We start from the raw sequence: 21,430 nt of genomic DNA, 5'->3' as shown, positions 1-21,430 counted from the left end.
TGTTTATATTCAATGTTTCTTCATAAGTCTTATCATACTTTCTGCTAATTGTTTCTAATTGAAAAGTGGTGCGAAATTTTCGTCTTTTGCTTTATAATAATGTTCTTAGAAGGAATGATCGATTTGGCACATGTTAATTCGTAAGTTATTTAAGTTTGAAAATGCACATGTTGTACGTAACTGTACATCGGATCGTTGTAAGCGATCAATTCATGGACATAGCTATAAAGTTGAGTTATTGCTTAAAGCTTCGAAATTAGATCATGGGCAAATGGTTTATGATTTTGGACTCCTAAAAGGAGTAATAAAAGACCTATTCGACAGCTTTGATCACGCAATCTGTTTTTGGGAAAAAGATGATTCTCAATATATTGATGCATGTCAGACTTTTAGTGCTCGTTGGATTTCTTTACCTGTTTCACCGTCGGCTGAACAGTTTTCACGTATTTTCTTTTATCTAGCTCAGCAAGTTTTACAATCAACAGTCACTCAAAATGGGGAAGGTGATGTTGAAGTATATTCTGTTATTGTTCATGAGACTGATACTGGATATGCTCAGAGCTTTATTGAAGATATTCAAAACGAACAAATGGGTATTTTAAGTCTTGATGGAATTGTTTTTTCAGAACAAATTCAGATAGAGTGGGCAAATCCACAAATGTATGAAGACTTGAAAAAAGGGATTAAATTTAATAATCCTCAAGTTGATTTGCAAGTCGAAGTATAAATCGAATTACTTATTTTATTTGTAGAATTGAAAATTGATCTAGGATGACATTAATGCAATTAACTGAGCAACAGCAAGATAAACTCAGTAAAGTTCAATTAGAAGAAAGTTGGAAAAGATCTTTAGCACCTTTTCTATTAAGTCCTCAGATGGATAGTTTGCGCGATTTCTTATTTCAACAGAAACAAGCTCAGAAAATAATATATCCGCCTAGTAAACAGATCTTTAATGCTTTAAATACCACACCATTAGCTGATGTGAAAGTTGTGATTTTAGGTCAAGACCCATATCACGGGCCAAACCAAGCGAATGGATTAAGTTTCTCTGTTCAAAAAGGTATTGCATTACCACCATCTTTGCGCAATATTTTTCATGAACTACATACAGATTTGGGTATTCCGGCTCCTCGTCATGGTGACTTAACAAAATGGGCTACGCAAGGCGTGCTTTTACTCAACAGTGTGCTTACCGTTGAGGCTGGACAGCCGACTTCACATCAAAAGCAGGGTTGGGAAGCCTTTACTGATGAAGTTATTGATGTTCTAAATGAACAGAGACAACATATAGTATTTATTTTGTGGGGTGCTTATGCACAGCGCAAAGGACAACGTATAAATAGAGATAAACACTTGGTTTTAACAGCCGCACATCCATCACCTCTTGCTGCAAATAGAGGGGGATTTTTTGGATGCAAAGTGTTTTCAAAAACAAATCAATATTTGAAACAACATGGCATTGAGCCCATAGACTGGCAATTGGACGCATGATGAACTCTCCCAATGTAAATAACTATCACCCGGACTTGGTGGTTGAAGAAGCAAAAAACGGCTGGCGTATAGTACGTTTGAATCGTCCTAAATCGTTACATGCTTTAGACGAATCAATCGTAACGGCATTATTGCGTGTATTTGAAGATTTCCGTGACGATGAACAGGTTAAAGCAATTTGGTTAGACTCAACTACACCAAAAGCTTTTTGTGCAGGTGGTGATGTTAGAAAATTACGCCAACTTGTTATAAATCAAGAAGTCGATACCGCAAATAAGTTCTTCCAGCAGGAATATGCTTTAGATTTACTTTTACATAATTATGCTAAACCGGTTGTGGTTTGGGGAGAAGGTTATGTAATGGGCGGTGGTTTAGGCTTGTTTATGGCTGCACCATTCCGTCTAGTGACGCCATATTCACGTTTAGCAATGCCTGAAATTAATATTGGTTTATATCCTGATGTTGGTGCGAGCCGTTTCTTGGCAGATCGTGGTCCAATAGGTTTGTTTACGGGCTTAACCGGTTCAATCATGACTGCTGCTGGGGCGTATAGCATCGGTTGGGCAACACATATTTGTGAAGCTCAGCGTGATAATGTTTTGCAAAAAGTTTTAAATATTAATTGGGCTCATTATCCTGCAGGGGATTTCCGAGCAATTGATGATACTTTAAATAGTTTACACCGTCCTGTTGCGGCAGGGCCATTGCAAAACTCACTTGATGTAATTCATAGTGTTTGCCGTGGTTTTAATTTTGAACAAGACTATCAAGCTATTGTTAGCTTACGTGATGCGAGCAGTGATTGGTTACGTCAAGCGAGTGAGAATTTGCAAAAAGGATCTCCTAGTACCGCGGCAATTACTTGGTTACTGTGGCAATGGGGCAAACAAATCCACTCATGGGATGAGGTCTTTGATCTAGAGGCTCAGATTTCTGAGTGGAAAATCCGTCATCCTGACTTTGTGGAAGGTGTTCGCGCACGCTTAGTTGATAAAGATTTATCACCTGAATGGAAACCATGTGACGATCTAAGCTTGAGAGGTATATTGGCTGATTGTCCACCAGTAACTTCAATTGATAGCTGGAATGCCTTACTTAGACAACACGGTGTGATCACCTAAAATAAATGACTGAATATAGTGATGAATACTGGATGCAGCTTGCTTACGAGCAAGCTGAATTAGCCGCCCAGCAGGGTGAGATACCTGTTGGAGCGGTTCTGGTGAGCCAAAATCGAGTAATTGGATCTGGTTATAATGCTCCAATTACTTTATTAGATCCAACTGCACATGCAGAAATTCAAGCTATCCGTGCAGCGTGTTCCTCTTTAGAAAATTATCGATTACCTGAAGATACGACTTTATATGTCACTCTTGAGCCATGTACTATGTGTGTAGGTGCGCTCGTACATGCAAGAATTAAACATGTGGTTTTTGGTACGCCAGAACCTAAAGCAGGCTCTTTGGTGAGTGCGCGTCAGTTATTACAGCAAGGTTATTATAATCATAGGTTTACATTTCAGAATGGCTGTCTACAAGAAAAATGTGCACAACAGCTTAGCCATTTTTTTAAACAAAGACGTGAGCAAAAGAAACAAGAGAAACAACAAAAAGCGTCCTTAAATGATTAAAAATTAACATACTCTTATGGCAAACTAATGCGGTTTTAATGTCATGATTCTATTTAATAAGGACGATCCAATGCGTAATGTAATTACCGTAGAAAAAGAATTTAATGCTCCTCTTACTGATGTATTTAATTTGCTCTCTAAGCATTCAACTTACAATACTGCTTTTGCACCTTTACAGGTTGTGCGTGTTAAAGACTCCGCAGATTCTAAAAGACCTGATGGCTTAGGCTCAATTCGACGTATGGGATTTGGTCCAATTAAGCCACTTAAAGAAGAAATTACATTGTTGGAAGAAAATAAAAGTATTGAGTATAAATTAATAGACAATCCTTTGATTAAACACCATTTAGGTAGAATCGAGTTTTCTGAGATTACTCCATACATTACCTTAGTTACATACCGCATCGAGTTAACGGCAAAAGCGCCAGTGGTCAGTAAATTAATCCTTGCACAGCTAAAACTAGCCATTACACTAGGCTTTTCGAGATTAGCTAAAGCATTTGCTTCTTAGTGAGAGTTCAATGACAGTTCAAATTATTACTATTGATGGTCCGAGTGGTTCGGGTAAAGGAACATTGGCCGCAAAACTTGCAGCACATTATCAATATCATTTACTCGATTCGGGTGCCTTATATCGTTTATTAGGGTTGTCATTACATAAACACGATTTATTAGAGAAATTAGACAGTCAGTTTGATGAATGTATTCAATATGCACGTCAACTGGACATTAAATTTGAAACGTCTACCTCAGGGATTTTGGTCTTCTTGGATGGCGAAGATGTATCTCAAACAATTCGTACAGAACGAGTTGGTGAGTACGCATCAAAAGTTGCAGTGGTTCCAGAGCTTAGACAGGCACTATTTGAAAGACAAAGAGCTTTTGCGCAAAGTCCTGGTTTAGTTGCAGATGGTCGTGATATGGCAACATCTATCTTTCCAGAAGCCAATGCCAAAATTTATCTGACAGCTTCGGCAGAGTCACGCGCTGAGCGAAGAGTAAAACAGTTGCAGGGTATGGGGCTAGATGCTAAAATAAACGACATTTTAGCTAATATACAGGCACGAGACAAAAGAGATATGGAGCGAGAAGTTGCTCCGCTCAAGCCAGCCAAAGATGCTTATATCATTGATAGTTCGGAATTAACGATCGATCAGGTATTTAAGTTAATGGTTGATTATGTCGATAGCCGTACTATTTAGTAAATAGAATTATCAGTTGAAGCATAGCTTGATCAGTCTATAAAGACTATGTTGATACTTAACTAAACCGGCCTTGTCTGATCCAAGACCGCTGAATTTATCAGGTATATCATGACCGAATCTTTTGCAGCCCTCTTTGAAGAAAGTGAATTAAACCTCAACGTTGAAAAGGGTGCAGTCATCCAAGGTGTTGTTGTAAACATCGATAGCGACTGGGTAACTGTTGACACTGGCCTAAAGTCTGAAGGCATTGTTGACCGTGCTGAATTTTTAAATGAACAACGTGAACTTGAAGTTCAGGTTGGTGATACTGTTGACGTAGTTGTTGAAGCTCTTGACAACGGTATGGGTCAAACAGTTTTATCACGTGAAAAAGCTAAGCGTGCTGAAACTTGGACTAAACTTGAAAAAATCTTTGAAGATGGCGAAATCGTTACTGGTGTTATCTCTGGTAAAGTTAAAGGCGGTTTCACTGTTGACATCGGTCCTGTTCGTGCATTCTTACCAGGTTCATTAGTTGACACTCGTCCTATCCGTGACACTACTCACCTTGAAGGTAAAGAGTTAGAGTTCAAAGTAATTAAACTTGATGCTAAACGTAATAACGTTGTTGTATCTCGTCGTGCTGTTATGGAAGCTGAATCTTCTGCTGACCGTGAAGCATTACTTGCTCAACTTGAAGAAGGTCAAACAGTTACAGGTACAATCAAAAACCTTACTGATTACGGTGCATTCGTTGATCTTGGCGGTATTGATGGTCTTCTACATATCACAGATATGGCTTGGAAGCGTATCAAGCACCCTTCAGAAGTTGTTGAAGTTGGTCAAGAAGTTACTGTTAAAGTACTTAAATTTGACCGTGAACGTAACCGCGTATCTTTAGGCCTTAAACAATTAGGCGAAGATCCATGGTTAGCGATCATGAGCCGTTACCCTAAAGGTTCTATCGTTAAAGCTCGCGTAACTAACTTAACTGACTACGGTTGTTTCGCTGAAATCGCTGAAGGCGTTGAAGGTTTAGTTCACGTTTCTGAAATGGACCACACTAACAAAAACATCCACCCATCTAAAGTTGTTCAGATTGGTGATGAAGTTGATGTTATGGTTCTTGAAGTTGATGAAGAACGTCGTCGTATTAGCCTTGGTATCAAACAAACTCGTGCTAACCCATGGGAAGAGTTTGCTAAAGCTCATGAGAAAGGCGAAAAAGTATCTGGTACGATCAAGTCTATCACTGACTTTGGTATTTTCATTGGCTTGAACGGCGGTATCGACGGTTTAGTACACTTGTCTGATATTTCTTGGAACGAGCAAGGTGAAGAAGCTATTCGTCGTTACAAGAAAGGTGACACTGTTGAAGCAGTTATCTTGTCTGTAGACGCTGAAGGTAACCGTATCAGCCTTGGTATCAAGCAATTGAACAGCGATCCGTTCAATGACTTCTTAGCTGCTAACGAACGTGGTGCTTTAGTTAAAGGTACTGTAACTGCAGTTGATGCTCGTGGCGCAACTGTTAAGTTAGCTGACGAAGTTGAAGCAACTCTTAAAGCTTCTGAAATCAACCGTGACCGCGTAGAAGATGCGACTAAATTCTTAGAAGTTGGTCAAGAAGTTGAAGCGAAGATCATCAACGTTGATCGTAAATCTCGCTCTATCAACTTGTCTATCAAAGCGAAAGACGAAGCTGAAGAGAAAGAAGCAGTTGCTAGCTTGCGTACAGCAACTACAAGTCAAGACAATGGTCCTAAGACTATTGGTGACTTGATCAAAGCACAAATGAAGTAATAAGTTAACAAAGTACAGTTTCATGTAACGGAATTGTACTTTTTATACAAATTACTGTAAACGGTAGCCTAGTATTCAACATACTGCGCTACCGTTTTGTATTTAAACAGGTTATTATCGAACGACATAGAGTAGCAATAAATAACGAGGTCGTAGATGACTACTGAAGCTCTTAATAAGTCTGATTTGATTGAACGCATTGCGCTAAAAAACCCACACTTAGCTGAACCTTTGGTGGAAGAGGCGGTTAAAATTATGATTGATCAAATGATAGAAGCCCTATCAACTGATAATCGAATTGAAATCCGTGGTTTTGGTAGCTTTGCTTTACACCACCGTGATCCAAGAGTTGGTCGCAATCCTAAAACAGGAAAATCAGTTGAAGTTGCAGCTAAAGCTGTTCCACATTTTAAACCCGGAAAAGCCCTTCGTGATGCTGTAAACGAATCTGGGAAATAAATAAAATTTATAAGTCGGGGTGCCTATGCGTTATATTTTAATTGCATTGCTTATTGTTGTATTTGGCTATTCTTTAGCACTTGTTTTGCAGAATCCAACAGAACTTTCTGTTGATTTGTTATTTACCCAAGTTCCAGCTATGCGTTTAGGCTTATTATTGCTACTCACATTGGTACTAGGAACTGTGGTTGGTCTTTTATTAGGTGTGCAAGTTTTCAGAGTATTCCAAAAAGGTTGGGAAATTAAACGCCTGCGTAAAGATATTGACCATTTAAGAAAAGAACAAATCCAAAATGCTCAATTAGCAGCAGCTGAAGCAGCTGCAAATGTAAGACATGAAAAAACCGTTGTAGATATTTATCCGCAAGATAAAAATTCTACTCCGCTATAATCCCCGTACTACTCTTTATTGATGAGTAAAGAGTAGTATCTCTCTAAATTTTATCTCTTCTTTTATTCTTCTAAATATAAACGCTTTTGTTCTTATCACTTTAATTTTGGAAAGCAGTTCTCTACATTCCTTTATTCCTTCATGAGTTGTCTATTATAATAACGCTGATTTTATATGATGGAAGAAAGTCTCTTGAGTATCATTGTTGCGTTAGATGCAAAAAGCCAATATGACGCTTTAAAAATTGTTGAACAGCTTGATCCTGCTTTATGCCGCGTAAAAGTAGGTAAAGAGCTTTTTACTCATGAAGGCCCATCTGTTGTAAAAAAACTGCAAGAACAAAATTTTGAAGTTTTTCTTGATCTTAAATTTCATGATATTCCAAATACTACCGCTCAAGCAGTAAGTGCAGCGGCTGATTTAGGCGTATGGATGGTAAATGTTCATGCTTCAGGTGGCCGTAAAATGATGGAAACTTGTGTGGAACGCTTAAAAGCGGGTAACTATCAAACCCAACTTATTGCTGTGACAGTACTCACATCAATGGGTCGTGAAGATTTAAAAGATATTGGTTTAGATGTTGAGCCAGTAGAGCATGTAAAGCGCTTGGCTAATTTAACGAAAGAAAGTGGCTTGGATGGAGGGGTTTGTTTAGCTCAAGAAGCTAAGATTCTTCGTGAATTAATTGGGCAAGACTTCTCTTTAGTAACACCTGGTATTCGTCCAGAAGGTTCTAATGCAGACGACCAAAAACGTATTGTAACTCCAAAGCAAGCTATGCTTGATGGCTCTACGCATCTGGTAATTGGTCGACCGATTACTAAAGCAGAAAAGCCAACAGAAATGTTGAAATCTATTCTTGCTTCGATTGCCTAAAAATTTAGGAATAAGCTAATTAATAACGGGGCGAGTAGGCTTAATAATAAGCCGCTCATCATGGCATGTGGTACATAATGTGTACCACATGACTGTTTTACCATTGCTAAGGTAACATCCATGGAGGTTGCACCCGCACTTGAGATAGCAGGGCGTGGAAAACGCCAACCCATGGTATACATTAGAAAAATGGCAACAATTTCTCTAAATAAGTCAGTTAATAAAGCAATTCCACCCAACTCTGCCGAATGTAATTGCGTAAATAAAATCCCTGACATTGAATACCAGCCATAGCCTTGTGCTAAAGCTAAAGTTTCATTAAGTGTAAAATGCTTGAGAAGTAAATAGTAATTCAAAAAGCCTGCTATACAAGACCCTATAAAAGCAGCTAAGGGCACAATTAAAATTTTCCAGCTTAACCATGTGCGGTTAAAGTGGGTGAAGGCAAGTTCGATACCAATTAAAAAAATAAAAAGTAATAACAAATACCAGCTATTAAATGCGATATGAGAGGTGAATTGAGTAATGATAGCGCCGAATAAAACACCGATACCTAGTGCAAGAAAAGCCTTCGCAATATTCTTTAAAGCATTTACAAAAAGTTGTAGGGAAATTTTTCCTTTAACACTTTGTTTATCAAAAATTGTATAAGCAAATAAACACGTAAAGAACGAACCAAAAGACGTGGTAAGAGCAATTATAATAGCGGGTGGAAGTATGGCAGAAGGATTCTCGATTTGATCAAGTGCCAAGGTTAATTCCAAAGCTACACTAGCTAAAAGAATATAAGAAAAATAGGGCAGTATTTTAAATATAAAGTGTCGGATATTTAGAGATAGTTTTGGTGCAAGGAAATAACCGAAAGCAAGCGCTAAAAAAATTTGAATGATGAGATAAAAAGATTGCATATAATAGATAGATTGTTATCAACCTATCTATTATGTCTTGAACATTTTAAGCTGCATAGCTTTGTGAGCTTTTATTTAAAAGTAAGTAGTCTTTGGGCTTAACTTTACGTGTTTCTAACCAATACTTCCATGTGTAAGTTGGCCATAGTGAAAAGTTTCTACCATCGGTAGATTGATACCAACTACTACAGCCACCAGCTTGCCATACGGTTCCTTGCAGCTGCTTTTGGACACGTTCATTAAAGGCGTCTTGAATTTCAGGCTTGATCTCAATTGCTTTTTGACCAGACTCTTCTACTAACTGAATAAGCTGTAAAATGTAATTTACTTGAGATTCAATCATAAAAATAATCGAATTATGACCTAGAACTGTATTAGGGCCTACCAGTTGGAATAGGTTGGGAAAGTTTTTAGTCATAATGCCGTAATAGCTTTCAGCACCATCTTTCCATGCTTGTTTTAACTCGATTTGATTACGTCCGATACATGTGAAATGTTTTAAATAAATACGTGGGTCAGTAATAAAACCTGTACCGTAAATTAAACAATCAATAGGTCGTTCTCGACCATCTTTAGTAACAATACTGTTTTCTTTGATCTCTTGAATACTATCAGTTACTAGCTCAACATTTTTTCGGTTAAAGGTAGGAAAGTATTTATTTGAGATAAGAATACGTTTACATCCCATAACGAAGTCAGGTGTGAGTTTTTTTGCTAACTCTTTGTCTTTGACTTGAAAACGGATAAATGCTTCTGCCAATTTTTGGCCATATTTCATGATTTGAGGTTGAACAATGGGCACAACGCGAGATTCATTACTCCAGTAAAGACGACTACGATGAATTTGGCGATAAATATTAGAAGATTTGAATAATGCTTTACTTAAGCTTGAATATTTGCGCTCATCGCGTGGTATTACCCATGCAGCTGTTCTTTGAAATACATAGAGCTGTTTAACATCTTTGGCTATTTCAGGAATATATTGAATTGCGCTACCACCTGTACCAATAGATGCGACTGACTTTCCGTTTAAGTCATAGTCATGTTCCCATTTTGAGGAATGAAATACTTTTCCTTTAAATTTTTCAATCCCTTTGATAGGAGGAATTTGTGGGATGTGTAGGGGACCAGATGCAAAAACTACAAATTGAGCTTCTATAGAAGGTTGGTCCTTAAAATCTAGAGTCCAGACATGACGTGTTTCATCATATTGGACATGAGTTACGTCATGGTTAAATTTACAGTAATCCTTAATTTTATATTTTTGTGTAATGTCTTGAATATAATTAAAGATCTCTGGTCCCTCAGCATAGCGTTTTGTCCAATCTGTTTTTGGTGCAAAAGACAAGGAATACATATGAGATTGAACATCACATGCTGCACCTGGATAACGATTTTCTCTCCAAGTTCCACCGACATCGTTTGATTTTTCTAAAATAACAAAGTCTTGCTGTTGATTTTGTAGTAAACGGATTGCCATTGCTAGGCCACCAAAGCCAGCACCAATAATAGCGATTTTAGTTTTTTGAATAGCATCTTGCTTTGCGTTTAGCATTGGAAACCCTGCATAAGCTGAAAAGAGGATTGCACGCAAGACTAACGTTTTTTAATCAGTTTAAACATGATTGTATCGACGTGAAAATTGATAGATTCGGCAATTAATTTTCTTGCTTCTTTATAGTAAAACATTTCAGTCTAGGGAAATTGATAGAAGAATGAAACGGTCGATACTTGGTTTAATCTATTTAATTCAAGGAATGCGCAATGCTGGCATTGATGTCGACTCACGTTTGGCCGATATAGGTATTAAAGTCGATGCTTTAGACCCGAGTTCCACAATTCATGATCGTCTTGAATGGGACATTCAACAAATAATTAGTAAAAATGTAGAGCCTGAAAAGGGTTTATTTATTGGACAGCATTATGCTTTAGCCGGTTACGGCCCATTGCTTATGCTACTTGTCACAAGTAATGATATTCAAACTGCTTTAAATAAGGGTATAAAATATCAAAAGCTTACGCATTTATTTGGTAGCTTAGCTTTATACGAAACTGATGAGCGGACGATTTTAAATTATTTGCCGGTTGATTTAAAAACGGAAATTGGTCAGTTACGGGCACAATGTGAAGTCTCTGGAACTTATAAGTTTATTCAAGATATTTATACGATGATGGGATTACAAATGCCTACGATGCGTATAGAACTTCCATTTGAAAAGCCTACTGATATGGATACTTTGTCATGTTATTTTGCATATTATGGCGAAGATGTGCATTTTAATGGTAAATATGCGGCATTTAGCCTAAGTAAGGATGTACTTGAAATCAAGATTCCTTCTGCTGATATCATTACACATCGTATTTATGAATCAAAATGTATTGCAGAAATAACAAGATTAAATCAACAAGATCATCAAACTCCACATATCATACAATGTGTGCAAGATTATCTTGAACTGCAACAAGGAATTATCCCGAGCATGGCGGAAACAGCTTTTGCATTGAAAATGCCTGAAAGGACATTAAGGCATCAACTGCAACAGCTAAATACGAGTTATAAGCAAATTCGTGAACAAATTATCAAGAATAAGGCATTGAAGCTTATGGAATATAGGGAATACTCAATAGAAGTTGTTGCCGAATTACTCGGCTATTCTGAACCGGCGGCATTTAATCATGCATTTAAACGGTGGTTTGGACAGAGTCCTCGACAATATGCAAAAGAGTCATCGTCGTAACTCTTGATGCTAAAAGCTAATGTGGTTGAACAAAATGTTCGCTATACTCTCATCAGTTAAAATTGAAATAAAACGATATGTTAAATTTAAAATCTTCTCATAGTACTGCATTCACACCTTCTTCCCCAGCAGAACGCTATGCTGAGGCTTTAGCTTCAGGTCAATTTATGGCAGATGAAGCGCAAGCACAGGCAGTGCAAGAATTAGATCGCGTATGGAAAGAACTTTTAAACCGTTATAAAGCCTCAAAAAAAGCTTTCCGTCGTTTTCGTCGCCAAACTTCACCTAAAGGTGTATATATGTGGGGCGGAGTAGGCCGTGGAAAAACTTGGCTGATGGATCAATTTTATGAATCTGTGCCATTTCGCCGTAAAACGCGTATGCATTTTCATCATTTCATGCAACATGTTCATAAAGAACTAAATAAGCTTTCAGGCCAACGTAATCCACTTGAAATCGTAGCTGACCAAATCTATAAAGATGCTGTCGTTATCTGTTTTGATGAGTTCTTTGTATCAAACGTAACAGATGCAATGATTTTGAGTGATTTATTCCAAAAATTGTTTGTTCGTGGTGTGACATTAATCGCAACATCAAACATTGCACCAGATGGCTTATATAAAAACGGTATTCACCGTGATCGTTTCTTGCCAACCATTGAAATGGTTAAAAAGAACTGTGCTGTTTTAAATGTAGATGCAGGTGTGGACTATCGTTTGCGTGTACTAAAACAAGCTCAATTATTTAAATCGCCATTAACGAATGAAGCACAAAGCTGGATGGCTGAACGTTTTAGTGCTTTAACCCATACACAAGCTCATTCTCAAGAGCCGATTGTGATTAATAATCGTGTTGTCGAGACTCTGGGGCATACAGAAGATGTGTTGTGGTGTGAGTTTTCTGAACTCTGCTTTAAACCACGTAGCCCAGCAGATTTTATTGAAATTGCAAATATTTATAATACGGTTCTAGTCAGTAATGTTCCTCATTTGACGGATTTCTTGTCAGAAGGTACTCGTCGCTTTATTTATTTAGTCGATGAGTTTTACGATCGAGGTGTGAAATTACTTTTAACGTCCCAAGATAGTATTATTGATATCTATCAAGGTGAAAAATTAGCATTTGAAATTGAACGTACGCGCTCACGTTTGCTAGAAATGCAATCTGATGAATATTTACATTCTGAACATCGTCATATTGATGCTACTAAAACTTCTTAAGAAAGTAGATATGAAAAGCGCTCTAAATTGGGCGCTTTTTTTACAACAAAAATTGATAAATTTAGTTAAATAGTGCTTTTTCACCCTGTAAAGTTTGATATAACTAAATACGCTTTAGAAAAAATAAGATAGTGAAACTTTTTGTCTGTTAACAAAAAGTTTAGTTTCGGTATCTTTAAATATTGAATAAATTGTTGGGAATACTAGTTAGAATTTTAATATTTCCTATATAGAAAACTTTATCTTTGTCAATAGTTTTGCAAGGGAAAATGCTTACTATTTAGGAATGTGATATTAGTATTCAGCTTAATTTAAATCGGTATACTAGGATTCTCTTGGTATAAAAAGTAGCAACTTCAGGAAAGACAATGACTGCACGTATTCAAAAAGGCAAGTTAGCGATTGCTAAAGAACTTTACGATTTTATCGAAAATGAAGCTTTACCAGGTTCTGGTTTAGATAGTGAAACTTACTGGAAGAACTTTGAGCAAGTTGTTGTCGATCTTAGCCCAAAAAATAAAGCATTATTGGCTAAGCGTGATGAATTACAAGCAAAAATTGATGAATGGCACCGTAACAACAAATTTGAATTAGCTGCTTATAAAGCGTTCTTAACTGAAATTGGTTATTTATTGCCAGAAGTTGAAGATTTTCAAATTACTACTGAAAACGTAGACGAAGAAATTGCTTTGTTGGCAGGACCACAGTTAGTTGTACCTGTACGTAATGCACGTTATTGCTTAAATGCAGCAAATGCCCGTTGGGGTTCTTTATATGATGCACTTTACGGCTTCGATGTAATTTCTGAAGAAGGTGGAGCTGAAAAAGGTAAAGGATATAATCCTGTTCGTGGTGCAAAAGTTATTGAGTTCGCTAAGAATTTCTTAAATGAAGTTTTCCCGCTTGCTCAAGGTTCACATGCAGATGCAACAAAATATGCAATTGAGCAAAATAAACTCGTTGTAACTTTGAAAGATGGTTCAAAAACAGGTTTAGCTCATGAAGCCCAGTTTGTTGGTTTCAATGGTGAAGAAGCAAATCCTTCAGAAGTTGTACTTTTAAGTAATGGTCTTCATGTCATTATCGAAATTGATGCAAATAGCCCAATTGGACAAACTGATCCAGCGGGTGTTAAAGATTTAACATTTGAAGCGGCAGTAACCACAATTCAAGATTTGGAAGACTCTGTTGCGGCTGTCGATGCAGAAGAAAAAGTTGAAGGTTACCGTAACTGGTTAGGTTTAATGAAGGGTACACTTCAAGAATCTATTGAAAAGAATGGTAAAACGATTGTGCGTGATCTAAATAAAGATCGCGAAATTAAAAACTTAATTGGTGGTACAACAAAACTTCATGGTCGTTCACTTATGTTACTTCGTAACGTAGGTCACTTAATGACTAACCCAGCTATTTTGGTAGACGGCGAAGAAATTTTTGAAGGTATTATGGATGCATTGGTAACTCCATTGTTATCAATTGCTGATATCCGTAGTACAAACGAAAATAAAAACTCTCGTAAAGGTTCTATGTATATTGTTAAGCCAAAAATGCATGGTCCTGAAGAAGTTGCGTTTGCTGTAGAGTTATTTGAACGTGCTGAACAGGCGATTGGCTTACCACCTAAATCGTTAAAAATCGGTATTATGGATGAAGAGCGCCGTACATCTGTAAACTTGAAAAACTGTATTGCTGCTGCTAAAGACCGTACGATCTTTATTAATACTGGCTTTATGGACCGTACGGGTGATGAAATCCATACTTCTATGGAAGCTGCACCTGTTGTTCGTAAAGAAGCGGTTAAAACACAAAAATGGATTGCTGCTTACGAAAACCGTAACGTTGCGATTGGCTTGAAATGTGGTTTACAAGGTAAAGCACAGATTGGTAAAGGCATGTGGCCAAAACCAGATAGCATGAAAGATATGTTAGCAACTAAAGCTGCACATCCAAATGCTGGTGCTTCTTGTGCTTGGGTTCCATCTCCAACTGGTGCTGTACTTCACGCGATGCATTACCATCAAGTAAATGTAAAAGCACGTCAAGATCAGTTAAAAGCTGAGGAAATGTTGTCATTAGATGACTTGTTAACCCCTCCATTTGCACCTGATACAAACTGGTCAGCGGAAGAGATTAACAATGAACTTGAAAATAACTGCCAAGGTATCTTAGGTTATGTTGTTCGTTGGGTTGACTTAGGTGTAGGTTGTTCGAAAGTTCCTGATATTAACAACGTGGGCTTAATGGAAGACCGTGCAACATTACGTATTTCTTCTCAACACGTTGCGAACTGGTTACGTCACGGTATTGTGACTCGTGAACAAGTTGAAGAAGTGCTTAAACGCATGGCAAAAATTGTTGATGAGCAAAATGCAAATGACCCATTGTATAAACCAATGGCAGCTAACTTTGAAACAAATATTGCTTTCCAAGCAGCTTCTGATCTTATCTTCAAAGGTTGTGAACAGCCTTCTGGTTACACTGAGCCGTTACTTCATGCTGCTCGTTTGAAGTTAAAAGGTTATACAGGTGATTAATTTCCTCCTGTTTTAAAAAAAAGCCTCTTCGGAGGCTTTTTTTTATTTTCGGTATATTTTGTGCTTATAGAAAGGGAATTTATAGCTAAAAGGTTTTGAATTTGATTAGTCTAAAAGATCTCGATCGTGAGAATTGGATTCGATGTGCAAGATTATCATTAGATGAATCTCAAAAAGATTATGTTGCACCAAATGTATATTCTATTGCTGAGTCTAAAGTGGAAGAACATTACTGTCCAAGAGTCATCTGTTTTAATGATGAGGTCGTTGGGTTCCTAATGTATTGCGTCGAAATTGATCCACCTGATGAGACATTATTTTGGTTGTTTCGTTTTATGATTGATAAAAATAGTCAGGCTAAAGGTTATGGTACTAAGGTATTGCAAATAGCAATTGATGAAATGGCTGCAAAAGGAGCTAAACGAATTAGAACGATGTATAAATCATCCAACTATGTGACTGGAAAACTTTATAAAAAAATGGGTTTCCGAGAAACTGGAGAATATGATGAGTGTGGAGATATTATTTTAGAGTTGAATATTTCTAATTAAAAAAAAACGCTAACTGAAGATTCAAGTTAGCGCAGGAGTTAATAGAATTAAATAGATTGAAGAGCAATATTAGTTACTGCTCACAATTCCAATTTTAGTGACACCTAAACGCTGTGCCGTAGCCATGACCATCGCTACATTCTTATATTCAGCCATCTGGTCTGGTTTGAGTTTGATCTGGTCTTGATCTTTTTTAGCAACAACACCTTGAAATAAGGTCTCTAGCGCCTTTCTGTCAGAAACCTCTTGGTTATTCCAAAATACTTTGCCTACCGCATCAATTCTTACATCAATCACTTCAGGTGGCTTTTCATTTGTTGGTGGCGGTGTGCCATTTGGCAAATTAATATTAATCGCGTTGTTTGGTGCAGGTATGGTAATAATAAACATAATAATGAGTACCAACATGACATCAATAAGAGGTGTCATGTTGACTTCTAACATCACATCGTCATCATTATTTGAACCGACATTCATACCCATAAAATTCTCCTTAATTTAATTACGGGGAGGCTGGAGGGGTAGTAACAAAAGCAATTTTGCCAATACCAGCTTCTTTGGTCGTACTAATGACCTGATCTATCGCTTCAAAATGGGTAAGCTGATCACCCCGAATATGAACTTCTGGCTGAGGCCTTTTTTGTGCAACTGCTTGAAGTTTTGCCAGCAATATCTCTTTACTTGGCACATAACTTTCGTTCCAGAAAATATCGCCTTTCTTATTTACTGAGAGTTGAATATTTTCAGGCGTGGTTGCATAGGGAGTATTTTTTTCTTCTGGTAGTTTCACTGGAACTGTATGTGTGACTACCGGAATAGTAATAAGAAAAATAATAAGTAAAACCAACATGACATCAACCAAAGGTGTCGTGTTAATTGTGCCAATCATTTCATCATCATCTTCAGAACCAACACTCATACCCATAATGTTTGCTCCTCGTTATTTAATGCTGCGGTTAACTGAATTATTGGTATTAATTTCTCCACTTAATAAAACCGCGTGTAAATCTGAACCAAATGAACGGACATTTTCCATTACTGCTTTATTGCGGCGTGTAAGCCAGTTATAACCAAGTACAGCAGGTACTGCGACTGCAAGACCAATCGCTGTCATAATCAGAGCTTCACCAACGGGGCCTGCAACTTTATCGATAGATGCTTGACCTGAGATACCGATGGCTGTTAATGCGTGATAAATTCCCCAAACGGTACCAAAAAGACCAACAAATGGTGCAGTAGAACCTACTGTTGCTAAAAAGGCTAAACCACCGCCTAAATGATTTTGTATTTTCTCAATTGCGCGTTGAATTGAAATGCTCACCCATGTATTAAAATCGATTCGTTCAAGTAAAGAACCGCCATGTGATTTAGTTGAATTAATGCCTTTTTCTGCAATAAAGCGATAAGCGCTACTTTGTTCTAAACCTTCTGCAGCATTATCAAGGGAAGTCGCTTCCCAAAAGTGTTTTTCAGCTTCTTTGCCTTGGCGTTTGACTTTACCTTGCTGCAATAGTTTAGAGATGATGATGTACCAAGTTCCAATCGACATGAGTACTAATATAAATAAGGTAGACTTAGCAACTAAATCACCTTCGCGCCAAAGGGCTTCTAGACCATAAGGATTTTTGACAGTTTCGCTTGTTGCGGGTTTCGGTGGTGGGGTTGGAGTATTTGTACTTGATGTAGCTTCAGTAGTTGCTGTGGCCACAGGAGTATTGCTTGTTTCTTCTGCGAAAACTGAGCTTAATGGAAGTAACGAGCAAGCTGCGATTAGACTTGCAGAAGCGAAACGAACTAACGGTTGAGTTGATTTTTTCATCATATATCTCCAATATTTTTTAATTTCTTGCTAATTCAATTGTTTATTCAATTACAAATGGATATTCAATTTCATACCAATCTTGCTGAGGTACACCATCTTTCATTGCTGGTTTGAACGTACATAAGCTGTAAGCTTTAGTTGCCGCCTTATCTAAAATTTTGCTGCCACTCGATTTTTTTACTTTGGCATCAATAACTTTGCCGGATGTATCAACCAGAACACGTATACGCACTGTCCCTTGTTCTTCATTCATAAGTGCTTCTCGTGGATATTCTGGTTTTTCACAACCAGCAGAACCCTCTGAAACACCACGACTTACACCAGCTGGTTTGGGGGCTGGCGCAGCAGCCACTGGAGCAGCTGCGGCAACAGGGCTTGGTGATGTGGTACTAGGTGTAGCAGGAGCTGGGGTAGCCGCTTTAGTCGGTTGAGCCACTGGTGTCGTTTTTTGTACCGGTGTTGCTACTTTCTCTACTTGTTTAGGCGGCTCAGGAACCTTGGCAACTTTTTCTACCATTTTTGGTGGCTCAGGCGGTTTTTCCTTTGGTTTCGGCTCTTCCGGCTTTGGTGGAGGAGGCGGCTTAATATCCTGAATAATTTGTAATTCCACAGGTTTTTCTGCTGGTTTTTGAATATTGTTTGCTAAACCTGACATCAGAATATAGGCAACAAGAAGATGCAGAAAAATAACTGCAGCAATACCAATTAGGCGTTTGGCAGATTTATTTTCTATGTCTGTAAAAGTCATGCCCATAGTTACTCCTGAAACTTGAGACAAACAATTCTTAAATTAATGTTTGACTAAGGGTGAGTATTCGGTCTGCAAACACGATGTCTAAAGTCGTGTTTGCAAAATAACCAATTAGAACTTGTATGTACCACGTAAATAGTATGTACGTCCTGTTGGGTCACCATACCGAGGGTCATATCCGTATTGGAAATTATCTAAAACGTTTGAAGCAGATGGATCTTCATCGAAAATATTTTTAATACCCGCTGTTAGCTCAAGATTTTTAAAGCCTTTATAGGTACCAGAAATATTGTAGAGGGTATAATCACTAACTTTGTGATGATCATATTGTTCTTCACCTATCTGATTTTGATCATCGTAACCACGTACAAACTGTTGTTCAAAAACTAGTCTCCAATTTTCATATGCCCAGTTAATATTAGCTGTGTGTTTCCATCGGACAACAGCAGGGTCTTCATATAGGCCAACCTGTCCTGTCCATGGCTCACTTTTTGAGTCGCGATAATCTAGTTTGGATACATAAGTCCCATCAATTCCAAAGCCAAAACGGCCAGTGGATGTCATTGGAGTTAAATAATTCAGACTAATATCAAAACCTTCTGTTTTCATACCACCAGAGTTGAATAAGTTGGTTTTTATATAGTCGATAGTACCATCAGCATTTCTTACAAAAAGAGCAGAGTATTTTTCAGGTTCTCCAAAGATTGTGGCTTCTCCCACCTGAGCAATCAGGTCGTCAATTTTAATATTGAAATAGTCAACCGTTAGTACAAGGTTTTTAATTGGCTCGAAAACAAAGCCGGCAGTAAATGATTTTGATTCTTCTGGTTGTAAATCTTTTGAGCCTCCCTGTAATTTCATAAATTGAGTATTACAAAAGTCATTTTTATTTTTCCCTTCTACGACCTCACCGCCTGGGCAGTAAAGTGGGTCATTATATTTTGCACCAGTATAAGTTTTGCTTTGAGCCGCATTAATCTCATATAGGCTTGGTGCACGGAAACCTGTGCTATATGAGGTACGGAACATGAGTTGTTTTAATGGCTCCCAACGGATCGCGAATTTAGGGTTAAAAGTATCGCCAAAGTCACTATAGTCATCGTAACGAGCTGCAAGTTGTGCTTCGATCGTTTTGGTTATAGGTATTTGTAATTCTGCAAATGCAGAGGTAATGTCTCGGTCGCCAGAATTATCAGGTTTACTAGGGTCTGTACCACTACTAGGAGCTTGACGGACTAAATCTGCATTAATATGTTGTTTCCAATCTTGATTAGTAAAGCTGCCTCCTAAAGCAAAACCAACCTTACCAGCAGGTAAAGTAAAAATAGGACGGCTAATACTGAAGTCAGCAGTAGTGGATTCTAAAGTTGCTTCATTATATTTTCCTTTAACTGATAAACTGTTCCAGATATTAGGATCACTACTTTCACCAAATGGGTTTAATGTTCCGTTATTTAAGGCATCTTGTAATTTAGTCTTATTTAATTGACCAGTAACGAAATTATCTGAGGCTTCACTTTTTGCATAGGTAATACCTGTGTTTAAATCCCATCCCCATACGTCACCTTCCAGACCAGCAAAAAGCCGATGTGATTCATTAATTGATTTAGCTATACGGTTCCCAGCATGTGAGCGTAAATAGAGTTCTAGGGGGGCACCACTTAACCCATTAACGCTAGGAACAATACCATTACCTGGATAATATGGACTATCACTTGGAAGGGTGACGCGAGTTGAAAGATTGCTACGGCTAAAAGGATCTGGAGCAACAGAAGTGATAACTTCACTACGTGAATAAATATATTCACCAATAGCATTTAAATTATCATTAACTTTGAATGTACCACGTCCTAAAACAGAAACGTTTTCTACGTCAGGTTTGATACCTATCAAAGCTTGAGTATTTGCATAACAGAATCCCTCTTCTGCTGACTCTGTGGGGCCCAAACATTGACCATTTTGAGCATAGGGATTTCCAGAAACTCCAGATATAGGATCATAAAAATTTGAGGTAAACGCATTAGCAGAGCGTCCATCAAGACCGAGTTCTGGTAATACTCCGCCACGTTCAGAAATTTTTCGGTCTTTTGCCATAATGCCGTTAGTACGACGATAATCTACAACACCGAAAATATTAAAACCATCTTCATCTAAGTCGCCATAGCCACCAAAGATAGAAATATCTTGTTTGTCACCACCTTTGTGTTCTGGTTGTAACAAGCCTGCGCTAATACCCACACCTTGATATGTTTTTTTTGTAATGAAATTAATAACCCCTGCAACAGCATCGGCACCATAAACTGCTGAGGCACCATCACGTAAAACTTCAATACGATCAATCATTGCTAAAGGAATAATATTTAGGTTTACGGTGGAAGTACCAAAAGGGTTCGCTGCGAGGCGTCGTCCATTAAGTAAAACGAGTGTTTTATCGCTACCTAAACCCCGAAGGTTAGCGGTAGAACCATCGGTATTACTGGCACCCACATTCTGGTCAGTTGAAAAACCTGCCTGATTTGAACTTACACGGGTTAATGCCTCTTCAACTGTAGTAACGCCAGCATTTGCGAGATCTTCGCCTTTAATAATGGTAATAGGTGAAGCACTTTGTGCTGCAACTCCTTTGATTGAAGAACCTGTAACGGCAACTTTTACGACTTTTGTTGGTTTTTCATCACTACTTGATTGTTCAGTTTCTGCTGCCTGTGCCAGGGTAAGACACATCATACTTAAACTAAGGGTGCTTAATTTAAGAATTGTTTTGCTGATCTTGGGGGTTGCCTGAGATCGAACATTGTATTTTTTTTTCATCGTGGATTTGATCCCTTTTTGTTGTCGTTAGCGATATTGCTGGAAAGTTTTTAAGCAAAGCAAGTGCCAACTATATATTTTTCTTTTTTTAGTTTATGCAAAATATTGATATATATTGATTTTATTATGGTTTAGAACAAAGGTTCATCTTTTATTAAATAAAAATAAATTTTCCGTTTGGAAAATTTTTGAACGCTGGCCAAAAGTTTCAAATTTTTTTTGTATAAAAAATATACATTACTGGACTCTTCACATGCT

Annotated in this window: 21 protein-coding genes; 14 read left to right on the top strand and 7 right to left on the bottom strand. The window is 37.8% G+C overall.

The genetic code is table 11. The annotated features are described in order from the left end of the window. Window positions 1–130 precede the first annotated feature (130 nt). The 10 genes from J655_RS06705 to pyrF all read left to right on the top strand — a co-directional run bounded on the left by J655_RS06705 (window position 131) and on the right by pyrF (window position 7,837). Window positions 131–727: a 6-pyruvoyl trahydropterin synthase family protein gene (locus J655_RS06705; RefSeq protein ID WP_002121363.1), complete on the top strand. Its 597-nt coding sequence runs from the start codon at window positions 131–133 to the stop codon at window positions 725–727. 53 nt (window positions 728–780) lie between these two features. Beyond that, a complete protein-coding gene (gene ung, locus J655_RS06700; protein ID WP_005069527.1) occupies window positions 781–1,494 on the top strand; it encodes a uracil-DNA glycosylase in 714 nt (237 codons plus the stop codon). Continuing rightward, entirely contained in the window at window positions 1,491–2,615 is a 1,125-nt protein-coding gene (locus tag J655_RS06695) for an enoyl-CoA hydratase/isomerase family protein (protein ID WP_014206599.1), read from the top strand. Before ung ends, J655_RS06695 begins: the two co-directional genes overlap by 4 nt. Window positions 2,616–2,620: 5 nt before the next feature. Continuing rightward, entirely contained in the window at window positions 2,621–3,124 is a 504-nt protein-coding gene (tadA, locus tag J655_RS06690; RefSeq protein ID WP_032052181.1) for a tRNA adenosine(34) deaminase TadA, read from the top strand. Between the two features lie 70 nt (window positions 3,125–3,194). Continuing rightward, a complete protein-coding gene (locus J655_RS06685) occupies window positions 3,195–3,635 on the top strand; it encodes an SRPBCC family protein (RefSeq protein WP_014206600.1) in 441 nt (146 codons plus the stop codon). A 10-nt stretch (window positions 3,636–3,645) separates the two neighbouring features. Further along, window positions 3,646–4,326, top strand: a complete 681-nt coding sequence (gene cmk / locus J655_RS06680; protein WP_032052180.1) for a (d)CMP kinase — start codon at window positions 3,646–3,648, stop codon at window positions 4,324–4,326. A gap of 111 nt (window positions 4,327–4,437) precedes the next feature. Further along, entirely contained in the window at window positions 4,438–6,111 is a 1,674-nt protein-coding gene (gene rpsA, locus J655_RS06675; protein WP_002121348.1) for a 30S ribosomal protein S1, read from the top strand. Window positions 6,112–6,267: 156 nt separating this feature from the next. Beyond that, window positions 6,268–6,570, top strand: a complete 303-nt coding sequence (locus tag J655_RS06670; RefSeq protein WP_002121337.1) for an integration host factor subunit beta — start codon at window positions 6,268–6,270, stop codon at window positions 6,568–6,570. A gap of 25 nt (window positions 6,571–6,595) precedes the next feature. Beyond that, entirely contained in the window at window positions 6,596–6,961 is a 366-nt protein-coding gene (locus J655_RS06665; RefSeq protein WP_032007237.1) for a lipopolysaccharide assembly protein LapA domain-containing protein, read from the top strand. Window positions 6,962–7,138: 177 nt separating this feature from the next. After that, a complete protein-coding gene (gene pyrF, locus J655_RS06660; RefSeq protein WP_032052179.1) occupies window positions 7,139–7,837 on the top strand; it encodes an orotidine-5'-phosphate decarboxylase in 699 nt (232 codons plus the stop codon). Here pyrF and J655_RS06655 read toward each other — a convergent pair. Together J655_RS06655 and J655_RS06650 are read right to left on the bottom strand one after the other, a co-directional pair. Beyond that, window positions 7,834–8,745: a lysine exporter LysO family protein gene (locus J655_RS06655; protein ID WP_032007235.1), complete on the bottom strand. Its 912-nt coding sequence runs from the start codon at window positions 8,743–8,745 to the stop codon at window positions 7,834–7,836. The two genes, pyrF and J655_RS06655, sit on opposite strands and share 4 nt — an antisense overlap. Window positions 8,746–8,791: 46 nt before the next feature. Next, window positions 8,792–10,339, bottom strand: a complete 1,548-nt coding sequence (locus J655_RS06650) for a flavin-containing monooxygenase (protein ID WP_080973577.1) — start codon at window positions 10,337–10,339, stop codon at window positions 8,792–8,794. Between the two features lie 121 nt (window positions 10,340–10,460). On the opposite strand from J655_RS06650, the gene J655_RS06645 reads away from it, so the two are divergent. From J655_RS06645 to J655_RS0104215, 4 genes are all read left to right on the top strand, one after another. Continuing rightward, on the top strand, window positions 10,461–11,483 hold the full coding sequence (locus J655_RS06645; protein WP_002117929.1) for an AraC family transcriptional regulator: 1,023 nt from the start codon (window positions 10,461–10,463) through the stop codon (window positions 11,481–11,483). Between the two features lie 77 nt (window positions 11,484–11,560). After that, window positions 11,561–12,703 (top strand): cell division protein ZapE, encoded by a 1,143-nt coding sequence (gene zapE / locus J655_RS06640; RefSeq protein WP_002117902.1) that lies wholly within the window; start codon window positions 11,561–11,563, stop codon window positions 12,701–12,703. A gap of 368 nt (window positions 12,704–13,071) precedes the next feature. Further along, entirely contained in the window at window positions 13,072–15,237 is a 2,166-nt protein-coding gene (locus J655_RS06635) for a malate synthase G (RefSeq protein WP_017399509.1), read from the top strand. A 101-nt stretch (window positions 15,238–15,338) separates the two neighbouring features. After that, on the top strand, window positions 15,339–15,788 hold the full coding sequence (locus tag J655_RS0104215) for a GNAT family N-acetyltransferase (protein ID WP_017399510.1): 450 nt from the start codon (window positions 15,339–15,341) through the stop codon (window positions 15,786–15,788). 69 nt (window positions 15,789–15,857) lie between these two features. On the opposite strand, the gene J655_RS06630 is transcribed toward J655_RS0104215, so the two are convergent. The 5 genes from J655_RS06630 to J655_RS06610 all read right to left on the bottom strand — a co-directional run bounded on the left by J655_RS06630 (window position 15,858) and on the right by J655_RS06610 (window position 21,172). Continuing rightward, window positions 15,858–16,271 (bottom strand): ExbD/TolR family protein, encoded by a 414-nt coding sequence (locus J655_RS06630; RefSeq protein ID WP_002117898.1) that lies wholly within the window; start codon window positions 16,269–16,271, stop codon window positions 15,858–15,860. A 19-nt stretch (window positions 16,272–16,290) separates the two neighbouring features. Beyond that, window positions 16,291–16,713, bottom strand: coding sequence for an ExbD/TolR family protein (locus J655_RS06625; protein WP_002118000.1), 423 nt, complete (start codon window positions 16,711–16,713; stop codon window positions 16,291–16,293). A 15-nt stretch (window positions 16,714–16,728) separates the two neighbouring features. After that, complete coding sequence (locus J655_RS06620) at window positions 16,729–17,610, bottom strand: MotA/TolQ/ExbB proton channel family protein (protein ID WP_075382891.1); 882 nt, start codon at window positions 17,608–17,610, stop codon at window positions 16,729–16,731. A gap of 40 nt (window positions 17,611–17,650) precedes the next feature. Next, window positions 17,651–18,364: an energy transducer TonB gene (locus J655_RS06615; protein ID WP_032052178.1), complete on the bottom strand. Its 714-nt coding sequence runs from the start codon at window positions 18,362–18,364 to the stop codon at window positions 17,651–17,653. A 108-nt stretch (window positions 18,365–18,472) separates the two neighbouring features. Continuing rightward, window positions 18,473–21,172, bottom strand: coding sequence for a TonB-dependent receptor (locus tag J655_RS06610; RefSeq protein ID WP_032052177.1), 2,700 nt, complete (start codon window positions 21,170–21,172; stop codon window positions 18,473–18,475). Window positions 21,173–21,430 lie beyond the last annotated feature (258 nt).

Source organism: Acinetobacter sp. 1294243 (assembly GCF_000588015.1).
Classification (GTDB): Bacteria; Pseudomonadota; Gammaproteobacteria; order Pseudomonadales; family Moraxellaceae; genus Acinetobacter; species Acinetobacter pittii.
This window is presented reverse-complemented; position numbering and strand designations above follow the sequence as displayed.